Below are 21,743 nucleotides of genomic sequence, written 5' to 3' on the forward strand. Positions count from 1 at the left end.
CCATTAAAGCATATCCTTTCTCAACAATCTTCACCAAATGGTGAAAAAGAAAACGATCAAAGGTCGTATTGTCGATGTGGGAAGGGCTTTGCTTATGGAACTCAGTGTCATTTTTGCTTTTTGGTGCGTTTCGATCTTATTCGTAATAACGCCTGGTGCGGACTGGGCTTATGTCATTCTTGCAGGCATCAAAGGTAAATTTATCCTAAATGCCGTCACTGGTTTAGTGTTTGGGCATCTCATCGCGATCTTATGTGTTGCAGCTGGTGTGGGCGCTTTGGTGCAACACTATCCGATTTTACTCACTGCAATGACTGTCATCGGGGCTTGCTATTTGTTATGGATGGGCGTCAATCTATTTATACATCCAGCGACCATTTCAAATGAGACCGATATAACGCAAACGCTTGATTCAGCGGGTTCATGGTTGATTAAAGGCGTGGGGATTAGTGGCTTAAACCCAAAAGTATTGTTGTTATTTTTTGCCTTATTGCCACCGTTTATTCATCCTCAAATGGCATTTTCGCCAACTGCACAAATTATTCTGTTGGGGCTTATTCACTTAATCAGTTGTGCAGTGGTGTATATGTTTGTTGGTATAGCAGCCAAGAAATTGCTTAGAAGCAGACCACGTGCAGTAAAAGTAGTCAGTCGTATTTCGGGCGGACTGATGATGCTCATCGCAGCAATCCTATTTATTGGGCAAATTTAAAATGAATGTTCCATTCCACCTATTTATAAAGCTTTAAATTTATCATTATTGAATTCAGGATGTTAATTTTAATAGGGTTCGGGTTTTAAAAATCATAAAATTGTACAGTGGCACATATAGGTAAAAAATAGTGTAAAACGTATCAATTCTCATTTATTATGCGGTTTTTTAAAGTCGGCTGATAAAGATTATGGGTAGACAACTTAAACCATTAGTGCTGATGATGGCATGTGCTTCAATGGGAACAACAGCTGTTTTTGCAGAAGATTCACAAGCAGAAACACAGACTTTACCAACAATTGTTATTGTTGGTTCTGCGGCTAAAGATGGCGGAGAATTACTTAAACAACCTTTATCTACAAGGATTATTGGTGAGCAACAGCTTAAAGACAGTGGGGCGGATAAATTAGATAATGCCTTATTTTATGAAGCAGGGATATTAGCGCAACCTTATGGTAAAGATAATAAATCTCAATGGTTTAAGATTCGTGGTTTTGATGCTAGTCAGACGCTTGATGGGACAGCTTTAGCACCGAATGGATTCTTTGTTTGGGAGCCTGAAATTTATGGCTTGGAGCGTTTGGAAATTGTTAAAGGTGCGAGTTCATTTAACTATGGTGCATCGGAGCCAGGTGGTAATGTAAATTTAGTATCTAAGCGCCCTAAATTAGTTCCACAAGGTGAAGTGACTTATTCGGTTGGTAGCCTAGATAAACGTGAGATTGGTACTGATTATAGTGGTGTAATAACCGATGATGTTCGTTATCGTTTAGTCGGCTTGTTCCGTCAGGCAGATGGTCAGCAAAAAGGTTCAGAGATGGATCATTATTATGTTGCACCAAGCTTTGCATGGGATATTACGGATCGAACGCATTTCACATTGTTGACCAGTTTTCTGAAAAAAGATGGTGTGCCAACATCTGGCTTCTTGCCATTGTATGGAACAGTTCTAGATACGCCTTATGGTAAAATTAATCCTAAAACTAATTTAGGTGAGCCTGAAAGAGACTACTCAAAACTTGAACAAACCTCGATTGGTTATGAGTTTTCTCATGAATTTGAAAATGGTTTAGTTGCCAGTCAGAATTTCCGTTGGGGACGTCTAGATTTAAATCAACTAAGTACATTTGCTTGGGGTTCTGATAATAATCGTTTGGCAAAACGTGGGTATTCTTACACCAATGGCACATCTGATACTTATAGTGTTGATAATCGTCTCGTCAAAGATTTTAATTTTGGCCCAGTTTCAAATAAAGTCATGCTTGGTGTGGATTACCAACATAATAAGATTGATGGTGTAAACAATGGTTTTGGTTCAGTTCCACAAATCGATATGTTTAATCCGGTACATACGCCTGATTTTGCAGTGACAGGATCTCCATATAATCTTAAAACTGAACAACTAGGTTTCTATTTTGCTAACCAAGCCAATATTAATGATCTTGTAGATGTGAATATCGGAGTTCGCCATGATCAAGCTGAATCGACTGTTGATAACAGCAAAGCTTATGATGTGAACCACACCAGTTATAATGCTGGGGTGATGTATCATGCACCTTTAGGTATTTCACCTTATTTGAATTATTCAACTTCATTTAGACCGTCTACTGGTAAAGATGGGCAAGGGCGTTTTTATAAGCCTTATGAGGGGGAGCAGTATGAAGTCGGTGTTAAATATGCACCAGATTGGATGAATGGACAGATTACCCTAGCGTATTTTGATCTAAACGAGAAAAATGCTTTAGTCAGTGATGCTTCTAATGTTCAATCACAAGCAGGAAAGCGCACTAATAAAGGGGTTGAACTTCAAGCTGACTTAAAATTGACGGATAATTTGTCTACTCAACTTGCATATACGCATAATGATTCTAAACAGGATCTTGATGGTGGAAAAACCATTCGTACGCCATTAATTCCAAATGATCAAATTGCTGCAAAATTTAGTTATTTATTCACAGATGCAACCTTCTTAAATGGACTACGTTTAGGAGCAGGTGTGCGTTATGTGGGAAGTACTAATGATGAGCAATATTATCCAGACTATAAAGTGAAGTCTTATACGCTCATAGATGCGATGGCTAGTTATCCGTTAAACAAGCAGTTGGATGTACAAGTCAATGCAACGAACTTAAGCGATAAAAAATATGTGAGTGCTTGTTCTTTCTATTGTTATTACGGTGCAGGTCGTTCAGTTGATTTACGTGTCAACTATAAGTGGTAATTGAAATATCACATTTAACAAGAAAGAGGCTAAATCTAATCAGATTTAGCCTCTTTTATTTGAAACAATAAAATATTATAAAACCGCTTTCAATCGTTTGACCACTTCTTCACACTGGGCCAAATCGGCAACCAGTGCCATGCGCACATGACCTTCACCCGGATTGCCTTGTTCTGTATCACGAGATAGATAGCGACCCGGTAAAACCTTGATATGCGCTTTTTCCATCAGCATTTTGGCAAAAGTTTCATCATTATCCACTTTTAACCAGTAATAAAAACCTGCATCTGGTTTTTGTAAAGGCAATAAATGACCGAGTTCAGACTGGAATAAATCAAATTTGGCACGATACTGCTGACGGTTTTCTTCAACATGTGCTTCATCATTCCACGCTGCAATAGATGCCAATTGATTCTGTACTGGCATTGCAGCACCGTGATAAGTACGGTATTGCAAATAAGGTTTCAATAAAGCCGCATCACCTGCAACAAAACCAGAACGCATGCCCGGTAGGTTTGAGCGTTTAGAAAGTGAATGGAAGACGATACAATTTTTATAATCATCACGTCCCATTTCGGCACAAACTTCTAACAGACCGATTGGTGCTTGATCAAACCAAAGTTCCGAATAACACTCATCCGATGCAATCACGAAACCATATTGATCAGATAGGGCAATTAACTTTTTAAACTGTTCTTTTGATAGGACTGTTCCTGTCGGATTACCTGGTGTGCACACAAACAGTAATGCTGTTTTTTCCCAGACTTCCGCAGGAACAGTATCAAAGTCACCTAAGTAGCCATTTTCTTCAGTACAGTTAATAAAATAAGGTTTTGCACCTGCAAGTAGGGCTGCACCTTCATAAATCTGATAAAACGGATTTGGCATCACCACATACGGCGCATCTTCACGCTTAATCAAAGCTTGTACAAAAGAGAAAATGCCTTCACGTGTACCAGAAACAGGCAGGATATGATCTTCTGCACTAATATGATTCAACTTGAAGCGATTGCTGAGCCACTGTGCAATACTTTGGCGCAACTCAGGCAGACCTTTACTGTTCGGATAGGTTGATAGATGAGCAAAATTATCAATAATCGCTTGTTTAACGAACTCTGGTGCAGGATGTTTAGGTTCACCAATTGATAAAGGAATCAACGGTAAATTGGCAGGTTGCACATCTTTAAAAAGTTGATTTAACTTTTCAAAAGGATAGGGATGCAATAACGACAAGCTAGAGTTCATTTAAACAGTTACCAAACAATAAAATTTAAGATGGATTACAAATTTGATTCGATGCTTCATCTAAAGCGGACTTTAAGCTTTCCGCAAAAGTTTTCACTTCTTCATCGGTGAGCAAGACACCATTTTTCTTGGTGACGAAGAAAATATCTTCCGCACGTTCACCCAGTGTGGCAATTCTTGCAGAATGGATATCCAAACCTTGCAACATGAACAAACCACCAATACGCGCCAACAGACCTGGATGGTCGAGGGTTGAGATTTCAACCATGTGTTGCTGTAGCGTCGGGTTTAGGACAATATCGACAGTATTTTGCACATCAAAATGACGCAAATGACGTGGAATACGGCGTTGCATGATCCCCGGATATTGATCTGAATGGCTTAAAGCATCGACCAATGCGGCTTTCACTTTGCGTTCGCGATCTGGATCAGTCAGCAAGGTACCAAAACGATCAAGGACCAGATAAGTATCTAAGCTGAATGAAGTTGAGGCGGTGATAATGCGGGCATCTTGAACATCAAGATTCATACGATCCAGTACTGCAACCGTAGTGGCAAACAAGTTCGGTTGATCACGGGTATAGATAAAGATCTGAACCGCATCATCGGCAGCATTACGATGCGCCCGTAATAAAACCAGTGGTTCTGGATTATCGCCGTGTTGCAGAATGGCCTGGGTATGCCAAGCAATTTCATTGGCTGATTCTTTGACGAAGTATTCATCGCCCAGCTCTTGCCAGACTTTCTCAACTTCAGCGAGAGAGAAGTCATTGACCAAGAGTTCACTGGCAGCAAATTTGGTATCTTCAATCAGCATTTGATAGTCAACTGGACGACCTAAGCCTGAACGAATCACATCACGTGCGTAGGTATAGAGCTGACGCATCAAGGACGCACGCCATGTATTCCACAGTTTCGGATTGGTTGCGTTAATGTCGGCAACCGTCAGGGTATAAAGATAATCGAGATGCTCCATATCACCGACTTTTTCAGCAAAGTCTTTGACTTCATCAGGGTCAGAAATATCTTTTTTCTGTGCAGTAAGAGACATCAATAAGTGATTGTTGATCAGCCATGCAACCAGTTTGCATTCACGCTCGGTAAAGCCATGGATACGGCAGAACTCAATCGCATCCAGTGCCCCAAGCTCACTATGATCACCACCACGACCTTTGGCAATATCATGGAAAATTGCAGCCATATAGACAATGTCATGACGGGCAATACGTTGGAACACAGAGCTGACCACAGGGAATTCTTTAGCAAATTCAGGTTCTTTAAAGCGACTTAAATTACGCAGTAATAATAGGGTATGTGCATCGACCGTATAAATATGGAACAGGTCATATTGCATCAAACCTGTGATCTGTCCAAAAGCAGGAATGTAATTGCCCAAGACGCCATAACGCTTCATCGCTACCATCGTGTCATATAAATGCGGTGAGCGAATAATCGACATAAACAGTGCTTGATGTTCTGGATTGTCGCGGAAACGCTGATCAATCCGTTTTGCAGCAAGCACCAGCAGACGCAAGGTACGGGCACGAATCCCCGTAATTTCAGGGCGATTTGCCAACAGATAGAATAACTCTAAGATGGCAATTGGTTCTTCTGAAAATACTTTATGATGTTGAACAGCCAATTTCCCATCGACAATTTTAAAACGTTCATTAATATCAATAATGTGGCGTTCATAATCAGGTAGACGAGGGGTAATCACCGACTCATTGAAATAGGCGAGTAGCATTTCATTCAGCGTTGAAACTTGCTGCGCGGTACGATAGTAGCGCTTCATAAACTGTTCAACAGCAAAGTTAACAGGCTGACCTTCTTCACGCACATAGCCAAATTTTGCTGCGATATCACGTTGATATTCAAACAATAAACGGTTTTCATCGCGTTTGGCTAAACGGTGTAAGTGGGTTCGAATTTCCCATAAAAAGCTTTCCGCTTCTTCGAGTACGCCGAGTTCAAATTCGGTAATAAAGCCCAAATGCACCAGGTCATAAATACGATTAACACGGAAGTGACGTTTGGCAATCCAGCCAATCTGGTTGATATCCCGAATACCGCCTGGGGCATTTTTAATATCAGGTTCTAGATTACTTTCGGTATTGTTGTGTTGCGCATAACGTTTGGCTTGTTCAACCATTTTGGCATCATAGAAGGTTTGATCCGTCCATGTTTGCGCAACGATACGGCGTGGCCATTTTGCCAGTTGCTGATTGCCTGTAATGAGACGAGCTTCAATCAATGTAGTCGCAACAGTTAAATCATTAATGGCTTGTTCAACACAGTTTTGAATGGTACGAACGCTGATACCCGGTTTGAAATTACCGACATCCCATAAAGAAGAAATAAAGGTCGAGATCAGTTTTTCTTGTTCTTCACTGATTTCATCCTCAGACAAAATCATGATATCGGTATCTGAATAGGGTAGCATTTCATGGCGACCATAACCGCCTACTGCAAATAAGCCCAATTCAGTTTGATCTAAACCGGCATGACTCCAAAGAAAGATCAGGGCCTCATCAATAGAGTCTGAACGCGCTCCAATCACTTCACGAATAGGTTGACCATTTTCATAGCTCTCCTGTAATTGCTTTTCTACATCCGTACGCCATTGGTTAATGGCTTGAATATCATGAAGACTGGTGACGTAGTTCAACAAAGGAGAGGTCTTGATCATAAAGCTGGATCTTCTATCAAAGCCCCTCTAAAAAGAGGGGAAATTGTGATAATAATAACCTAAGGTCATCTTAAGCGTTGGTTTGTACACTCACTTGGTCTGCGGCTTGCTGTGCCAATTCACGTGCAAGATCAGTCGTTTCAGCGCGAGCAGTTGCAACTCCCATACGGCGACGTTTAAAGCCCTCAGGTTTGCCAAATAGACGTAAGTCTGTGTTTGGATTTGCTAAAGCAAGATTCAAGCCAGTGAAACTCAAGTTTTTAGCATCAACACCTGCATAAATCACCGCACTTGCAGCGACACTATGGCGTGTTGTATTGACAGGTAGACCGAGAATTGCACGTGCATGTAATTCAAATTCACTTTGGAATTGTGAAGCTAAGGTGACTAGACCTGTATCATGAGGGCGAGGTGAAACTTCACTAAACCAAACTTTATCACCTTTAATAAACAGCTCTACACCGAAGATACCACAACCGCCTAAAGCAACAGTGACTTTATTGGCAATGCGTTTTGCTTCTTCCAGCGCAGCAGGCGTCATCTGTTGCGGCTGCCAACTCTCGACATAATCACCCGCATCTTGGCGGTGTCCAATCGGATCACAGAAATGTGTTTCGATTTCGCCTGTTTCTGGATTTTTTGCACGGACGGTAAGCAGGGTAATTTCAAAATCAAAATCGATTTGCGACTCAATAATCACAGTACCTTGATTAACACGGCCACCTTGCATTGCATAGTCCCAAGCGGCATCCACTTCATCAAAGCTCTTCACACGAGATTGACCTTTACCTGAAGAAGACATCACAGGTTTTACAAAGTTTGGATAACCAATGTCATCACAGGCAGCGCGGAAGCTTTCTAAGGTATTGGCAAAGCGATAAGCAGAGGTTGGTAGGCCGAGTTCTTCAGCAGCTAAACGACGAATGCCTTCACGGTTCATGGTGAGGTTCACTGCTTTTGCAGATGGAATCACCGTTGCAGTTTGGCTTTGTTCAATTTCAACCAAAACTTCTGTGGCAATGGCTTCAATTTCAGGAACAATTAAATTGGGTTTGATCTTTTCAATCAGTTGTTTTAATTCGGCTGGATCGGCCATATTCAGGGTATAAGTATAATGTGCGACTTGCATTGCAGGTGCATGATCATAACGATCTGCAGCATGAACTTCGACACCTAAGCGTTGTAAAGAAATCACAACTTCTTTACCTAGCTCTCCAGAACCTAACAGTAAAACCTTAAATGCAGAAGATTGAAGTGGAGTTCCAAGAGTGACGCTCATGCGAATAATCCTATCCTGAGTAATTTGCGTTTAAGCATAGCAGAACTTTTTACGGAATTAAGCTAATCTGACACAAAAAACCTGCTTTTTGTTAGACAGAAAATTGCACTTCATCTGCGATTTGGCTGCTTACACATCCACCTGATAATTCAGTTGTAATTCATCTGCATGTTGACCACGGATTCCCCAATTGCATTTCGGTGTTTCAAAAATTGTAATTTCAATATCTTGTGTTGAAATCCCACATTGTTGCTGAATATAAGTGAAAATATTTTGAATCAAACGTTTTTTGGCTTTAGTGCTTCTGCCTTCAAACATCGAAATTTCGATAATTAGATAATGCTGGCTCCGATCATTGGGATAGATAAAGTCTTCTTCCGCTAGTGCAATAAAACGCTGAAATTTCTTTTCGATGGGATAGTTCAAACTTTCAATTAGCGCTTGATGTACGGCATGAGAAAGTTGATTTCTAAACTGTTCAATAGTGGTTTGTAAGGCATAAATCTTGATTTGTGACATTGTTGATTTCTTCCTTGTTGAAGTTTTAATTTTTTATAGATGGACAAGTCTGACAGTATGCTGAACAAAAGCATAAAATCAATTGCTTAGAATAAAAAGCATTCTGCTGGGTAAATAAGTAACAAGCATTGAGAATTATTCCCAAATTGACTAGCATAATGTCCAAATGTTTCATCGGCGATTTGCTATGTCTAATCCAAACTCTCGTGTAACCGCAATCCTGTTGTGTAGTGCATTTTTATTGGCTGCTTGCGGAAACTCAAATAATGAGCCAAAAGAAAAGGTCGAGATCAAACCTGCGCCGAAACTTAACAATGATGCCACCACCTATGCCAATACAGCATGGAAGTTGATTAATGACATCGATCCGATTGTTTATAATAAACAAGTGACTGAGATTGAAGAAAAAGTTAGAAAACCATTGCGTCAGCTCAGTACCGATTGGCGTATCAATGTCAAAATGACTGATTCCGTGACGGAAGGCAAATATGCATTGTGTCGTAAAGCATTGACCAGTTTGGATACATGGGCACGTGATGTAAAAGACAATACCAGTGCATCGACTCAGAAGCAGGCTGATTATGAGCGCGATAAAGCACAATGTAAGGATGCAATTGATAATCCCGCGCTAGGTAATACTTCACCTAAGTAAGCTTATACAAATAAAAAAGCGAGATAAAACATCTCGCTTTTTTATGGTTAAAGTCATCAAACGCTTATGAGGTTTTGGCCGTTTTTGCTGCTTCCTGTTTGGCTTTGGTTGCAGTGCTACTGGCTGCTTTTTTCGTATCTGTTGTAGCTTTCATTGCATCGTGTTTCGCAGTATCTTTCATTTTCGTCATGTCATGCTTTGCAGTATCTGTTGTTTTGGTTGCTTCTTTCTTGGTTTTTACCACACTTGTTGCAACACATTTGCCACCTTTGTGATTTGGTCCTGTACCACCTTGGATTTGAGTTCCTTTCGGGCAGGCAAATGCGCTAGCGCTGAGTACGGTAAATAAGCCTGCTGTTAAAATCGTTGCAATTTTTCTCATGATTGTCATCTGCATCGGGTAAGCGATAGTGCTTAGCTTTAATGTATGCGTGTTGAAGATAGGAAAGCAGACTGATTTTGTGAAATATTTTAGGGCATCAGTAGTATTTTATAGTGAGAGTTTATCTTTTAATTTATGTTTAAGCTTAAAAGCATATTGCAAAAAATGCTGTGCTTATCCATTTAAAATACAAGATAGTATACTTACGCTTTTAGGTGACCGACTGTTGCCAATTTTCTAAGCCGATCTAAATCAATGACTTCGATTTTCTTGAAACCAAGCTGAATGACGCCTTGCTTTTCGAACAGGTTGAGTTCTTGATTTACAGTCTGTCTAGATACCGTCAACATATTGGCCAATTGGTCTTGTGAGATTTGAATACTAAAATCCTGAATAAACGAACGATTGCCATAACCCTCTAAAATAAACAATAAGCGTTGTGCCAGACGCTGGGTAATGCTTTGGGTTTGAATCGCAATTTGCTCTAAGAACACATAACGTAGTTTTTGACTGGTCAGCAGGGCAAAGTAGTACCAGTAATACGGATTTTGCAGCAAGAAATCTTTCAGTAGTTGTGCTGGTATTTGTAGAACCACGCTTTTCTTCAATGCAATCGCATCATGTGAGCGGGGTTGCTGGTCGATGAGGGAAATTTCACCAAACCACATGATCGGTTCCGCAATTGCAGCAATCGCTTCATTGCCATTGACGTCGATATAACCCAAGCTAATTGAGCCTTCCAATACGCCATAAACCCCATCAAATCGATCTTGTGCACTAAAAACAGCTGCATTTTTCTCGATGATATGCTTCTTGCCATGTTCAATAATAAAATTTTGAAAAGGCTCCGCTAGGTGGCTAAACCATGAGTTTTGCTGCAAATGTTGGATATAAATCGAATTTAGCACGGCGGGTTCCTGGGTGAAAAATAAATCCATTTGTCAGCTACATGACAACTTCGCTGCAATATTTCTTATAGATTAATAGCATAAACGAATTATATGAGGAATGAGCAATGACAAATTTGGAACGTCTACTTAGTCAATATGCGGCTTATCACTTAGATCGAAATAATGTTGTGACTCATTTTGTGGGTATTCCTTTAATTGTATTTTCTATTCTGTGTTTAACAGCGCGTGCTGGTATAGAAATTTCTGGCTTTTCAATTACTTTAGCCATGCTGCTTATTGTCCTAAGTACGATTTATTATATTTCACTGGATAAGTTGTTTGGTATTTTGATGCTGATTTTATTTGTCTTGGCTTATCCATTGGCTGTGAAAATTGCGGCTTTAGCAATGTGGAGTTGGCTAGGTGCGAGTATCGGTATCTTTGTGGTGGGTTGGGTATTCCAATTCGTGGGCCATTATTTTGAAAAGAAAAAACCAGCCTTTGTTGATGATCTGATCGGTTTGGCCATCGGGCCTTTATTTGTTTTGGCTGAATTTGTTTTCTTACTAGGTTTCCGTAAGCCGTTGCATCAAAGGATTTTAAAAGAAGCCCAAATGAAACGCGCTGAAATGGATATGAAGCCGCAAACAGTCGCTTGATGCTATGAACGCACATATACAAAGCTAAGTTGATCAAGCTTGGCTTTTTCATTGATTAGATTGAAAGATTCTAAAAAACTCGTTCAGTTGCTAAGCTATCTCTATTCAAATGTAGTAGTCAGAATTAAAAAACACATGACAGGAATTTACGAATATTGGTCATTACCTTGCAAATTAAACATTAAATGTCCCGCATGTCAGGCCAAGGCAGATTTTGAATTTGCCCGATTGGCGAAGATTCCGTTAAAAAAAGATGTCGATTATTTTCAGCATCATGCAGATTTTGAATATGCGCGTTTTCAGGATTCCTGTGGCGGTTACTGGCATGCTGCATTTTATTATCCGAATCTTTCTAGTGGTATTGACCAGATTCAAGACTTGCCAGAAGGCTATGATTCAAAGGCTTGGAGTACACGCTATTCAGTTCAAAGTCGGGGTGGGGTAATATGTGAATCTTGTGGTTATCGGCAGAAACATGAATTGAACTGGCCGAATGATGCCTATTATGTGGTGATGTATCGGCAACAGGCCTTATGGGCCTTTCACCGTGAAGCCGCAATTGAGCTCTATCATTATTTGAGTGAAGCTTTGCGTGACCATAAAAAATATCGTTATTCATTCTTTTTATTGCATATTCCAACGATCTTCAAGCAGAAAAAAGCACGGCAGCATGTGACTCAGCGATTGCAAAAATTATTGAGTTAATGGGCTGTTAAAGTTGGGGTTATCTTTGAGCAAATAAAAAAAACCGCCAATAAGGTCATTACTGGCGGTTTGGAAATCAAAAAAATGATTTATACGTTAAAGCGGAAGTGTAATACATCGCCGTCTTGAACAACATAGGTTTTACCTTCTAAACGCCATTTTCCTGCTTCTTTGGCGCCGTTTTCACCGTTATATTGGATGAAATCATCATAAGCCACACATTCAGCACGAATAAAGCCTTTTTCAAAGTCAGTGTGAATCACACCAGCTGCTTGTGGAGCAGTCGCACCGACTTTAACCGTCCAAGCACGAACTTCTTGTACACCAGCAGTGAAGTAAGTTTGTAAGCCAAGTAAGCTATAACCTGCACGAATTACCACGTTTAAGCCTGGTTCTTCCATGCCCATCGCTTCCAAGAATTCAGCGCGATCTTCATCTTCTAATAATGAAATTTCAGCTTCGATTTGGTTGCAAAGTGGTACAACAATGGCATTCTCTTCAGCAGCAAGTTTTTTTACTGCTTCAAGGTGAGGGTTGTTTTCAAAACCGTCTTCTGCCACGTTGGCAATATACATCGTTGGTTTAAGAGTCATTAAACCAAAACCACGGACTGCTTTACGTTCATCATCAGAAAGATCTGCTGCACGTGCTGGTTTACCTTCATCAAGTAAAGGCTGGATTTTTTCTAAAACTGCTTTGGTTGCAAGTGCTTCTTTATCGCCACCTTTTGCGGCTTTAGTTAAACGTAATAACGCTTTTGCAACAGTATCAAGGTCAGCAAGTGCAAGTTCAGTATTGATGGTTGCGATGTCATCTAATGGGTCAATTTTACCATTTACGTGAATCACGTTTTCATCTTCAAAACAACGAACCACGTGTGCAATTGCATCTGTTTCACGGATATTGGCAAGGAATTGGTTACCCAAGCCTTCACCTTTTGATGCACCAGCAACCAAACCTGCGATATCAACAAATTCCATTGTGGTTGGAATAACACGTTGCGGTTTAACAATCGTTGTAAGTTTATCTAAACGTGGATCTGGAACAGGGACAATACCTGTATTCGGTTCAATGGTACAGAACGGAAAGTTTTCAGCTGCAATCGCTGCCTTTGTTAATGCATTGAACAATGTAGATTTACCTACGTTTGGCAGACCAACAATACCGCAATTAAAACCCATGAAACCACTCACAAATGTGTTATTTAAAAATTGCTGCTGATTTTACATGAAAGCCATGACAAAGTCAGGTCATGGCGAGTGCGGATTTTTATTTCGAGCTTAAACTTTGCGTTTATCGAGCTGTTTGGCAATATTATCGCCTGTCGTTTGTACCAACATGACCAAAACAATCAGGACTAAAATCACCGCCAGCATCACTTGCATATCAAAACGTTGATAGCCGTATCGATAGGCGATATCGCCCAAACCACCAGCACCAATGGCACCTGCAATTGCAGAGGAACTGATCATGGTGACAATGGTCACGGTAAAGCCTGCAACTATCCCTGGCAAAGCTTCAGGAAGCAATACATGCCAAAGAATTTGCTTGCGGTTACAGCCCATCGCCTGTGCCGCTTCAATCAACCCTTGATCGACCTCACGTAGACTGACCTCTGCAATACGTGCGAAGAAAGGAATCGCGGCGATGGTCAACGGCACAATAGCAGCCAAGACGCCGTAACTGGTACCGACGATCCATCGGGTAAATGGAATCAAAGCTACCATCAAAATCAGGAAGGGGACTGATCGAGTGATGTTAATGATCCAGCCTAAAGACTGATTGATTTTCTTGGAAGGATAAATCCCAAAATCAGCAGTACTCACCAAAATTAAGGCAATTGGCAGACCAATCAAAAAAGCGAGAATCGCAGAAACACCGACCATGATTAAAGTATCGGTGGTTCCTGTCAGTAATAGATCAATGAGTTGATTGTACATAACCGATCACCTCAAGTTGTGTTATTGCTGGATGTTTTTCAGATTGTGAGCGGTTTAGATCAAATTCGAGATTGCGAATTCCGATGATCAATGAGCCAATGGTACGTTGCTGAATGCTATTAATTTGACTGTAATACACCTGAACGGGACTATTAAAGCCATCCAATAGTTCATATAAATTAGGCACCGATTTCGATTCACTGACATATTTCAATTTTAAAATCTGATGCGTACTCTGAGGCAGAATGGTTTGGCTCAACTCAAAGGGTAAATTCACCTGTTCAAAGTTGAGTAATTCCTGCGTGATCTGTTGTTGTGGATTGGAAAATACCGACCAGACTTGCCCAGACTCAACGATTTCACCTTGATCAATTACGATGACCTGATCGCAAATCTCTTGGATGACCTGCATTTCATGGGTGATCAAGACGATGGTTAAACCGAGGTCTTGGTTGATCTGTTTTAATAAGGACAGAATATTGGCAGTACTTTCAGGATCCAGTGCGGAAGTTGCTTCATCACAGAGCAGGATTTCAGGCTGAGAAACTAAGGCACGCGCGATACCAACTCGTTGTTTTTGTCCACCAGACAATTGAGCAGGGTAATCATTTCGCTTTGCCTCTAATCCCACCAGCGTCAGTACCTCGCTGACCCGTTGTTCAATCTCAGCCTTGTCATAACCTGCAATACGTAGCGGTAAAGCTACGTTTTCCCACACCGTTTTGGCAGACATTAAATTAAAATGCTGAAAAATCATGCCGATTTTCTGCCGAGTTTTGATCAGCTGGGCATGGCTCAATTCTGCAATATTTTGTTGATGAATCAAAATACTGCCTGTATCAATCGACTCTAAGCCGTTTAAGGTACGGAGTAGGGATGATTTACCAGCGCCACTTTTCCCGATAATCCCAACAATCTGTGCTTTGGGAATATCGATATTAATGTCTTTTAAAGCATGTAAGCGTTGGCCCTGTACATCATAAAACTTATTTAAACCGCGTATTTTCAGATGCGGGACTGAAAAATCGACCTGTGAACCAAAACTCACCATGATTGTTCTCCTTATTTCCAACCTGGGAACCACAACGTTGGACCGAAATCGCTATCCAAGGCTGCTTTAACTTTGGGTGAGTTTTGATAAATTTCGACAAATTTCTGTAGCTTGTTGTCTTTGTCCTGATAGTCATCACGCACCACAAATAAAATCGCATAACGTTTATTGGTGTTGTCATCAAACAATAAGGCACTTTCAGGATCAGCCGTTTTGGCTAAACGTAAGTAATGTGGGTAGCCAAAAGCGAGATCAACATCATCAATGGCACGTGCAGTTTGCGGGCCTTCAACTTCGGTAAATTTCAGGTTCTTCGGATTCGCTGTAATGTCTTTCAGTGCAGAAAGGTGATTATTGCTGTCTTTGAGTTCAATTAACTTGGCTTGTTGTAACAGTAATAGCGCACGGCCTTGATTGACAGGATCATTCGGAATCGCAACAGTGGCACCATTTGGAAGTTCATCAAAACTTTTATATTTTTTTGAATACAGTCCAACATGTGAAGCCGCACCCGCAGCAAATGACTTTAATTTAAAGCCAGTTTCTTTAATGGCATTATCCAAAAAAGGTTGATGCTGGAAAAAGTTCGCATCAATATCACCATGATTCAAAGTGATGTTTGGGGTATTCCAGTCGGAAAACTCGACCAATTTGACATTCAAACCTTGCTGTTTGGCTTCATCCACTGCAACTTGCAATGGATGGGCAAAAGAAGGACTGATCCCAATCACCAGTTCACTGCTATGGTTCTGTCTTTGTTTATTCCAAATCAATAAGGCAATAATTGCGACAACAACGACAAGGCCAATACCAAGCCATTTTTTAGAGGCTGTTTGAGCCATATATTTCTCCAATTCTTTTCTTAAATGTTAAGCACTAATTTCTTCAATTATTTTTAGGTCATCTGCGTTGTTATGCGGTCTACATCGGAACTGATTTGCAGGATGGCTTGCAGCTAAATGATCGCCTTGGGCAAATAGCTTATTGCGTAATGAGCCTGTAGCATATTCAGTTTTATAACGTCCACGTTGCTGTAACTCAGGAATTACCAGTCGAATAAAATCATGGTGTGATTCAGGTGCAACCGTACGGGTCAGGTTAAAACCATCAATACCAGTTTGATCGAGTAGTTCAATAAGGTATTCCGCAACTTCAGCACCACTCCCTACAATCAGGGGATAACGTCCACCCAAAACATGCTGTGCTTTCAGGTCATTTTTGCTGATGCGCTGTTCTTTAAATTTCTCATTGACGGAAGCAATGCTATTGCTCTTTTGATAAGGAATCGCTTCATCATCTGCAAACTTGGCAAGATCAATTCCGACTGAACTGGCATAATGTGCTAAACCTGCTTCAGGACTGGCATATTGTCGGTATTCAGCCAGTTTTTGCTGGGCAAGTTCATGTGTTTCAGCCACAACGACGGTAATGCCGACAAAGATTTTAATCGCATCTTCATCTCGACCTTGTTGCTGTGCTTGTAGTCGTATTTTATTAACTTGCTGACGAATCTTTTCAGGCTGATCACCACCAATAAAAATACATTCGGCATGACGTGTGGCAAACTGTAGTCCTTTCGGTGAAGCACCTGCTTGGAAGAGTGTTGGCGTACGTTGTACCGACGGCGCAACCTGAAATACCCCTTGGCTTTGATAATACTGCCCTTGATGATTGATCGAGTGGACTTTATTTGGATCAGTAAAAACGCGCTGTTGCTTGTCTTTCTTTAGAGCGTCATTTTCCCAAGAGCCTTCCCAGTATTTATAGCAAAGCTGTAGGAACTCCTCGGCCTGATCATAACGCGCATCATGATCTTTTAAGCCTTTTTGCCCAATTAGGCGTTCGGCACTATCCAGATAGCCTGTGACAATATTCCAGCCTAAACGACCTTGGGTTAAATGATCGAGACTGGCAAAGCGCCGTGCAAATTGGTAGGGCTGTTCATAGCTGAGATTGACGGTAACACCAAAGCTTAAATTCTGTGTCACCAAAGCCATCGCCGAAATTAGGGTAGAAGGATCATGACTTGGTAACTGAATCGATTCTTTCAGGGTGAGATCGATGCCATTCTGATAGACATCATAAACACCTGTAATATCTGCAAGGAATAAGCCATCAAACAAACCTTGTTCTAAAGTTTGTGCGAGTTCAGTCCAATAACTCAGTTCATTAAAGCGATGTGATTGATCACGCGGATGCGTCCATAAGCCATGATTGATATGACCGACACAGTTCATATCAAAGGCATTTAACAAGATTTTTTTAGCAGTCGTTTGACTCATTACAAAGTCCCCCGACGTGGAGGCAGAATGCCATTCAACACATAATTACCAATGAAGTAATATTTCCAGCGTGCAGCATCATGCAAGGTATGTACACGTGCATTACGCCAATGACGATCCAACCCATCTGCACGTTGACTGCCACGACTACCCGCCAACTCAATCAATTTCGATGATGCCTTTAATGCAGTTTCAGTACTATGCGCACGAACTTTGGCGACATCAATTGAGGCTTTGGCCAAGGTCTCAGCATTCAACTCGTATTTAGCAGCATCAACAGATCGAGCTGCTTGTTTAAGGAGTAATTCGCTGGCTTTGACATCGGTTGCCACACGACCCAGCTCAGACAGGGTTAAGGGATCTTGAGTAGCGGAATCAATATTGGCATCAATCCAAGGGCGGGCGACACGTACACGCTCCAGTGTTTCCTCAAAGGCTGCACGGGCAATCCCGACTTCAATTGCGGCATGCATGATTTGAGCAAATGGTCCCACTAAAGACAGTTGCTTAAAGGCGGTATCAAACGGAATCACATCCTCTTTGGCAACAAAGACCTGATTAAATTTGACTGTACCACTGCCCGTAGTCCGTTGCCCAAAGCCAGACCAGTCATCAATCAGTTCTAATCCTTGACTGTCTCTTTGTACAAAAGCCAAAAATTCGTTACCTGTTTCATCAACCACCAGTGTTGGAATACGATGGGCGAATAGGCTCCCGGTGCAATAGAATTTTTCCCCTTGGATCCGATAACCATTTTCGCTTGGAATTAAGGTGGTTTGCTTATGTGCAGAGGTACGTGTTTTAAATTCAGCTAGCGCATTACCAAAACGCGCACCTTTTAACACTTCTTGATAGAGGCGTTTCTTTTGCGCTTCCGTACCAGTATTGCGTAATACTTCCAATGCATAAAAATGGTTTTGTGGAATCTGACCGATTGAACCATCCGCACCGCTAAACAGCGCAATGACTTTGGCTACGGTTAGGCTGGAAACTTCTGCACCGCCATACTGTTTAGGTACAGTAATCGCCCATAAACCTGACTGACTGTAGGCTTCAATTTCAGTAAACGGCAAGTTTCGATTGGCATCACGTTCAACCGCCGCGTGTTTAAACTGTTGACTGAGTTGAGTCGCAATTTCTAGGGCTTCGGCATCGCTTTGGATAATATGGGCTGCTTTAAAATTGGTTTTGGCAAAACCTTGTAATTCTTGATATGAGGTCATGATGATTTGCTCCTTAAATCCAGGCATGGCGGGCAGGGTGTGTACCATTAAGGTAATAGTCACCGATGGCATGGAATTTCCAACGCACAGGATCGTGTAAGGTATGTACGCGAGCATTGCGCCAATGCTGATCAAGATTATGTTGGCTCAGGCTGGCACGGCTTCCACCAAGTTCGAGTAGTTTTTCTGAGATATGCAGGGCAGCATCATTGGCATAGATCTTTGCTTCTGCCACTAAAATAGAGGCGTGAGCAGCTTGCTCAGCAGAAATTGCAGCGATTTGATCAAGTTCATCTAGATATTCAGCAGCATCATCCAGTAATAAAATGGCTGCATCGAGCAGGATATTGAGCTTGCCAACTTCTTGTAGGGTGTAATGTTCTTCACTGGCTTTTTCTACACCTGCATCCACAATTGGACGTGCTTTACGAATGCTAGATAAGGTGTCATCAAAAGCTGCTTCGGCAATGCCAACATCAATCGCAACCTGTAAAAGTTGAGAATAGGCACCGCGAACATTTGGGGTGTCAGCAATAATGCGCTCATCAAAAAATAGTGTAGGATCAACGACAACGTTGTGTAGTTTTACCGTTCCACTGGCAGTAGTACGTTGACCAAAGCCATTCCAGTCATTAATCACTTCAACACCAGCAGCATGTCGATCAACGATCGCCAATACGGTATAGCCATCTGGGTGTAGGGCACGAATTGCTAACCAGTCTGCAAAGCTGGTCCCTGTAGAGTAAAACTTTTCCCCGTTTAAAAGGTATTGACCATTTTCCAAAGTTAAAGTGGTTTGAATGGCTTTGGTGTCTTTAGAATTCTTTTCTGGTCCACCATTGGCGATGCGTTTGCCTGCCAGAATTTCAGTATAGATAAACTGTTTTTGGGTATCTGAACCTGTGATATTAATAAAATTTAAAAGGCCGAATTGGTTTTGTGGAATTTGTCCAACATTGGCATCGGCTTTACTTAAAATACGAAACACATGGGCTAAGGTCTTATTGGAGACAAAAGCACCACCATAGTGTTGCGGTACACGGATTCCACCCAGACCTTTTTGGCTAAACTGAATAATTTGTTCGGTGGGTAAAATACGATTTTGATCACGATTATTTCGATCTTCTAATGCAAAGTCAGCAACTTGATAGGCAGCATTGATGGCCTGCTGATCATTTGAAATCAGTTGTGTTTGAACTTGAATCACTGATTGATTACTGGACATGTGAGCACCTCTAATAGATAAGAGACACTTTACAAAAGTTTTACTTTTCAACTAAACCATCAGTTATGGCTTGTATATCACAATAATTCCTAAGCATTTTTTATGAGAAAAATAACAGAAAAATTAATATTAAATATTAATATAAAACAATGGCTTGAATTTTGTGCTGGTTTATTAAACAGTATAAAAATTCATTTTCTATGAATGAGAGGAATATTCTCACCATGAAAATTTATAAAGAGATTTCGCCAAAATTAAAAAAGATCGAACGAAAAGGACATTGTATTCATTAACTTTTACTTCTAAAGTAGGGAAAACCTTATGTTTGATCGAGTAGAAAAATAAATTTGGAGAGTTTATGCGGGTTTTATACCAATTTCCTTTGTCTCACTATTGTGAAAAAGCTCGCTGGTTGTTAGATCATAAGGAATTGGACTATGTGGCACATAATTTAATTCCAGGGTTCCATCGTGCGTTTACTTATCTAAAGTCTGGGCAATATTTATTGCCGATGCTGAAAGATGATAAGCGGTGGGTTGCTGATTCAACACAAATCGCTTTATATCTTGATACGACCTATCCTGAACATGCGTTATTGAGACGCGATGAGCAGTTACGCGAGCAAGCTTTAGAAATCGACAAATTGACTGATGAACTTGGTGTACATGTTCGTCGCTGGTCATTGGCACATGCACTGTCAGTGGGTGATCATCCGCTTGAAATCATGATGGGTGAACAAGGCTATTTACGTCAGTTTGAGAAGATTTCTAAACCAATATTAAAAAGTCTGGTGTCGACCAACTATAAATTGAGCCCTGAAAAAGTTGCTCAATCCAAGTTGCGTATGACCGAGTTAATTAGCGATCTGAATCAGCGTCTGATTGATAATCAAGGGCGTTATATGGTTGGTGATCGGCTTGGTTTAGCGGATATTTCAGTCTGTTCTATTCTTGCACCGTTATTGGTGATCAAAGGCACGCCTTGGGAACTCGAGAATGACGATATTGAACAGTTTGATGGCGAACTGAAGCAATATTATGACTATTTATCAGATCTGCCGATTGGGCAATACGTTCAGCGTATTTACGCAACTGAGCGTAATGCACGCGTCGATTGGCGTGGTTTGTAAACCAAATTTTGAGTCGAAAAGCCCTGATGAATAAAATCGGGGCTTTTTTATGGGAAAGAAAATTGAAAAACTATTGATAAAGCAAAAAATAATTAAAGAATAAAATTAATTTTTAAAAGAAAATTCGTTTTAAGCAGAAAATATTAGAAATTATTGCCAAATTTACTTTAAAAAAACTGAAAAGAGGGAAATAATTATAAAAAGGCTTTGTTATCTTATGTTTCAGGGTGTGATGGGGATCGAAACGAGTTGTTCAACTATTGGGAGATCAGTTGAACAGTTGCTCAAAAGGTCTTGTTTCGGCTTTGAGACAAAGATAAACCAAAAGTTTATCGGAATCATGTTTGCGTTATCCATGCAGCATCGTCAAAAGTTAAACGAATGTTTTCCCTTGACCCTTAAAAATTACTGAGTGAGCAGTTCCGATAAAAACATCGATTGAAAGAGAGGACTGTAGAATGGAATTGGATCGTTTTGATAAACAAATTCTTGAAATTTTGACCCATGAAGATGTCAATCTGAATGAGCTATCAGAGCGTATTAATCTTTCGGTGAGTTCAGTGCATCGTCGCATTAAAAACCTGATTGAATCCCAAGTGATGGGACAGCTCAAACGAGAAATTAATTTTAATAAATTGGGCTTTAGCTTACATATTCTTTTGCAGGTTTCCTTGAGCAAACACGACAGCGAAACTTTTGATAAATTCCTACAAGAAATTGAAGATATTCCAGAAGTGACCAATGCCTTTCTCGTGACAGGACAGAGTGCCGATTTTATTTTGGAATTGGTGGCACGTAATATGGATGACTATAGTGAAATTCTATTACGCCGTATTGGTAAGATTGATAGTGTCGTCGCACTACATTCAAGCTTCGTGATCAAAGAATATAATGTATTTAACTGCTATAAACTTTTAAATAAGCTATAAAAAAATGCATC

20 protein-coding genes are annotated in these 21,743 nt (G+C 40.7%); 7 read left to right on the forward strand and 13 right to left on the reverse strand.

The genetic code is table 11. From position 1 onward, the window contains the following. Positions 1-94: 94 nt before the first annotated feature. A complete protein-coding gene (locus tag GBI66_RS08930; protein ID WP_032864510.1) occupies positions 95-712 on the forward strand; it encodes a LysE family translocator in 618 nt (205 codons plus the stop codon). Between the two features lie 190 nt (positions 713-902). Continuing rightward, positions 903-2,933 carry a TonB-dependent siderophore receptor gene (locus tag GBI66_RS08935; RefSeq protein WP_151715833.1) on the forward strand — a complete coding sequence of 677 codons (2,031 nt, stop codon included), beginning with the start codon at positions 903-905 and terminating at the stop codon, positions 2,931-2,933. Positions 2,934-3,008: 75 nt separating this feature from the next. Here the strand turns inward: GBI66_RS08935 and dapC are convergent, their stop codons facing one another. From dapC to GBI66_RS08955, 4 genes are all read right to left on the reverse strand, one after another. Continuing rightward, complete coding sequence (dapC, locus tag GBI66_RS08940; RefSeq protein WP_151715834.1) at positions 3,009-4,178, reverse strand: succinyldiaminopimelate transaminase; 1,170 nt, start codon at positions 4,176-4,178, stop codon at positions 3,009-3,011. A 25-nt stretch (positions 4,179-4,203) separates the two neighbouring features. Further along, positions 4,204-6,867: a [protein-PII] uridylyltransferase gene (glnD, locus tag GBI66_RS08945; protein WP_151715835.1), complete on the reverse strand. Its 2,664-nt coding sequence runs from the start codon at positions 6,865-6,867 to the stop codon at positions 4,204-4,206. Positions 6,868-6,937: 70 nt separating this feature from the next. Then, positions 6,938-8,155 carry a formate-dependent phosphoribosylglycinamide formyltransferase gene (gene purT, locus GBI66_RS08950; protein ID WP_171494290.1) on the reverse strand — a complete coding sequence of 406 codons (1,218 nt, stop codon included), beginning with the start codon at positions 8,153-8,155 and terminating at the stop codon, positions 6,938-6,940. Positions 8,156-8,275: 120 nt separating this feature from the next. After that, on the reverse strand, positions 8,276-8,665 hold the full coding sequence (locus tag GBI66_RS08955) for a tautomerase family protein (protein WP_151715837.1): 390 nt from the start codon (positions 8,663-8,665) through the stop codon (positions 8,276-8,278). Between the two features lie 187 nt (positions 8,666-8,852). On the opposite strand from GBI66_RS08955, the gene GBI66_RS08960 reads away from it, so the two are divergent. After that, on the forward strand, positions 8,853-9,317 hold the full coding sequence (locus GBI66_RS08960) for a hypothetical protein (RefSeq protein ID WP_151715838.1): 465 nt from the start codon (positions 8,853-8,855) through the stop codon (positions 9,315-9,317). Positions 9,318-9,381: 64 nt separating this feature from the next. Here the strand turns inward: GBI66_RS08960 and GBI66_RS08965 are convergent, their stop codons facing one another. Further along, positions 9,382-9,699 (reverse strand): hypothetical protein, encoded by a 318-nt coding sequence (locus GBI66_RS08965; protein WP_151715839.1) that lies wholly within the window; start codon positions 9,697-9,699, stop codon positions 9,382-9,384. Positions 9,700-9,902: 203 nt separating this feature from the next. Then, entirely contained in the window at positions 9,903-10,607 is a 705-nt protein-coding gene (locus GBI66_RS08970; RefSeq protein ID WP_151715840.1) for a Crp/Fnr family transcriptional regulator, read from the reverse strand. 107 nt (positions 10,608-10,714) lie between these two features. Between GBI66_RS08970 and GBI66_RS08975 the strand changes: the two genes are divergently transcribed. Both GBI66_RS08975 and GBI66_RS08980 read left to right on the forward strand, forming a co-directional pair. Beyond that, positions 10,715-11,248, forward strand: coding sequence for a DUF962 domain-containing protein (locus GBI66_RS08975; RefSeq protein ID WP_151715841.1), 534 nt, complete (start codon positions 10,715-10,717; stop codon positions 11,246-11,248). Positions 11,249-11,383: 135 nt separating this feature from the next. Continuing rightward, a complete protein-coding gene (locus tag GBI66_RS08980; RefSeq protein ID WP_151715842.1) occupies positions 11,384-11,953 on the forward strand; it encodes a hypothetical protein in 570 nt (189 codons plus the stop codon). An 89-nt stretch (positions 11,954-12,042) separates the two neighbouring features. Here GBI66_RS08980 and ychF read toward each other — a convergent pair whose 3' ends face one another. From ychF to GBI66_RS09015, 7 genes are all read right to left on the reverse strand, one after another. After that, on the reverse strand, positions 12,043-13,134 hold the full coding sequence (ychF, locus tag GBI66_RS08985; RefSeq protein WP_005189415.1) for a redox-regulated ATPase YchF: 1,092 nt from the start codon (positions 13,132-13,134) through the stop codon (positions 12,043-12,045). Positions 13,135-13,233: 99 nt separating this feature from the next. Beyond that, on the reverse strand, positions 13,234-13,893 hold the full coding sequence (locus GBI66_RS08990) for a methionine ABC transporter permease (RefSeq protein WP_004962596.1): 660 nt from the start codon (positions 13,891-13,893) through the stop codon (positions 13,234-13,236). Further along, a complete protein-coding gene (locus tag GBI66_RS08995) occupies positions 13,874-14,944 on the reverse strand; it encodes a methionine ABC transporter ATP-binding protein (protein ID WP_151715843.1) in 1,071 nt (356 codons plus the stop codon). The genes GBI66_RS08990 and GBI66_RS08995 overlap by 20 nt, the downstream gene beginning before the upstream one ends. 11 nt (positions 14,945-14,955) lie before the next feature. Beyond that, positions 14,956-15,786, reverse strand: a complete 831-nt coding sequence (locus GBI66_RS09000; protein ID WP_005189398.1) for a MetQ/NlpA family ABC transporter substrate-binding protein — start codon at positions 15,784-15,786, stop codon at positions 14,956-14,958. A 27-nt stretch (positions 15,787-15,813) separates the two neighbouring features. Beyond that, entirely contained in the window at positions 15,814-17,226 is a 1,413-nt protein-coding gene (locus GBI66_RS09005) for an LLM class flavin-dependent oxidoreductase (protein ID WP_151715844.1), read from the reverse strand. Then, complete coding sequence (locus GBI66_RS09010; protein ID WP_151715845.1) at positions 17,226-18,449, reverse strand: SfnB family sulfur acquisition oxidoreductase; 1,224 nt, start codon at positions 18,447-18,449, stop codon at positions 17,226-17,228. The genes GBI66_RS09005 and GBI66_RS09010 overlap by 1 nt, the downstream gene beginning before the upstream one ends. A 13-nt stretch (positions 18,450-18,462) precedes the next feature. Continuing rightward, complete coding sequence (locus tag GBI66_RS09015; protein WP_151715846.1) at positions 18,463-19,674, reverse strand: SfnB family sulfur acquisition oxidoreductase; 1,212 nt, start codon at positions 19,672-19,674, stop codon at positions 18,463-18,465. Positions 19,675-20,032: 358 nt separating this feature from the next. On the opposite strand from GBI66_RS09015, the gene GBI66_RS09020 reads away from it, so the two are divergent. Continuing rightward, positions 20,033-20,803 carry a glutathione S-transferase family protein gene (locus tag GBI66_RS09020; protein WP_005189386.1) on the forward strand — a complete coding sequence of 257 codons (771 nt, stop codon included), beginning with the start codon at positions 20,033-20,035 and terminating at the stop codon, positions 20,801-20,803. A 458-nt stretch (positions 20,804-21,261) separates the two neighbouring features. Further along, positions 21,262-21,732 carry an Lrp/AsnC family transcriptional regulator gene (locus GBI66_RS09025; protein ID WP_004661600.1) on the forward strand — a complete coding sequence of 157 codons (471 nt, stop codon included), beginning with the start codon at positions 21,262-21,264 and terminating at the stop codon, positions 21,730-21,732. The last annotated feature ends 11 nt before the right edge of the window (positions 21,733-21,743 follow it).

This window comes from Acinetobacter sp. TUM15071 (assembly GCF_008980925.1).
GTDB lineage: Bacteria > Pseudomonadota > Gammaproteobacteria > Pseudomonadales > Moraxellaceae > Acinetobacter > Acinetobacter dispersus.

Excerpts from the sequence above, each read along its gene's own strand:
- GBI66_RS08930 (WP_032864510.1), top strand. The coding sequence starts at position 95 with ATGGAACTCAGTGTCATTTTTGCTTTTTGGTGCGTTTCGATCTTATTC.
- GBI66_RS08935 (WP_151715833.1), top strand. The coding sequence starts at position 903 with ATGGGTAGACAACTTAAACCATTAGTGCTGATGATGGCATGTGCTTCA.
- dapC (WP_151715834.1), bottom strand. The coding sequence starts at position 4,178 with ATGAACTCTAGCTTGTCGTTATTGCATCCCTATCCTTTTGAAAAGTTA.
- glnD (WP_151715835.1), bottom strand. The coding sequence starts at position 6,867 with ATGATCAAGACCTCTCCTTTGTTGAACTACGTCACCAGTCTTCATGAT.
- GBI66_RS08955 (WP_151715837.1), bottom strand. The coding sequence starts at position 8,665 with ATGTCACAAATCAAGATTTATGCCTTACAAACCACTATTGAACAGTTT.
- GBI66_RS08960 (WP_151715838.1), top strand. The coding sequence starts at position 8,853 with ATGTCTAATCCAAACTCTCGTGTAACCGCAATCCTGTTGTGTAGTGCA.
- GBI66_RS08965 (WP_151715839.1), bottom strand. The coding sequence starts at position 9,699 with ATGAGAAAAATTGCAACGATTTTAACAGCAGGCTTATTTACCGTACTC.
- GBI66_RS08975 (WP_151715841.1), top strand. The coding sequence starts at position 10,715 with ATGACAAATTTGGAACGTCTACTTAGTCAATATGCGGCTTATCACTTA.
- GBI66_RS08980 (WP_151715842.1), top strand. The coding sequence starts at position 11,384 with ATGACAGGAATTTACGAATATTGGTCATTACCTTGCAAATTAAACATT.
- ychF (WP_005189415.1), bottom strand. The coding sequence starts at position 13,134 with ATGGGTTTTAATTGCGGTATTGTTGGTCTGCCAAACGTAGGTAAATCT.
- GBI66_RS08990 (WP_004962596.1), bottom strand. The coding sequence starts at position 13,893 with ATGTACAATCAACTCATTGATCTATTACTGACAGGAACCACCGATACT.
- GBI66_RS08995 (WP_151715843.1), bottom strand. The coding sequence starts at position 14,944 with ATGGTGAGTTTTGGTTCACAGGTCGATTTTTCAGTCCCGCATCTGAAA.
- GBI66_RS09000 (WP_005189398.1), bottom strand. The coding sequence starts at position 15,786 with ATGGCTCAAACAGCCTCTAAAAAATGGCTTGGTATTGGCCTTGTCGTT.
- GBI66_RS09005 (WP_151715844.1), bottom strand. The coding sequence starts at position 17,226 with ATGAGTCAAACGACTGCTAAAAAAATCTTGTTAAATGCCTTTGATATG.
- GBI66_RS09010 (WP_151715845.1), bottom strand. The coding sequence starts at position 18,449 with ATGACCTCATATCAAGAATTACAAGGTTTTGCCAAAACCAATTTTAAA.
- GBI66_RS09015 (WP_151715846.1), bottom strand. The coding sequence starts at position 19,674 with ATGTCCAGTAATCAATCAGTGATTCAAGTTCAAACACAACTGATTTCA.
- GBI66_RS09020 (WP_005189386.1), top strand. The coding sequence starts at position 20,033 with ATGCGGGTTTTATACCAATTTCCTTTGTCTCACTATTGTGAAAAAGCT.
- GBI66_RS09025 (WP_004661600.1), top strand. The coding sequence starts at position 21,262 with ATGGAATTGGATCGTTTTGATAAACAAATTCTTGAAATTTTGACCCAT.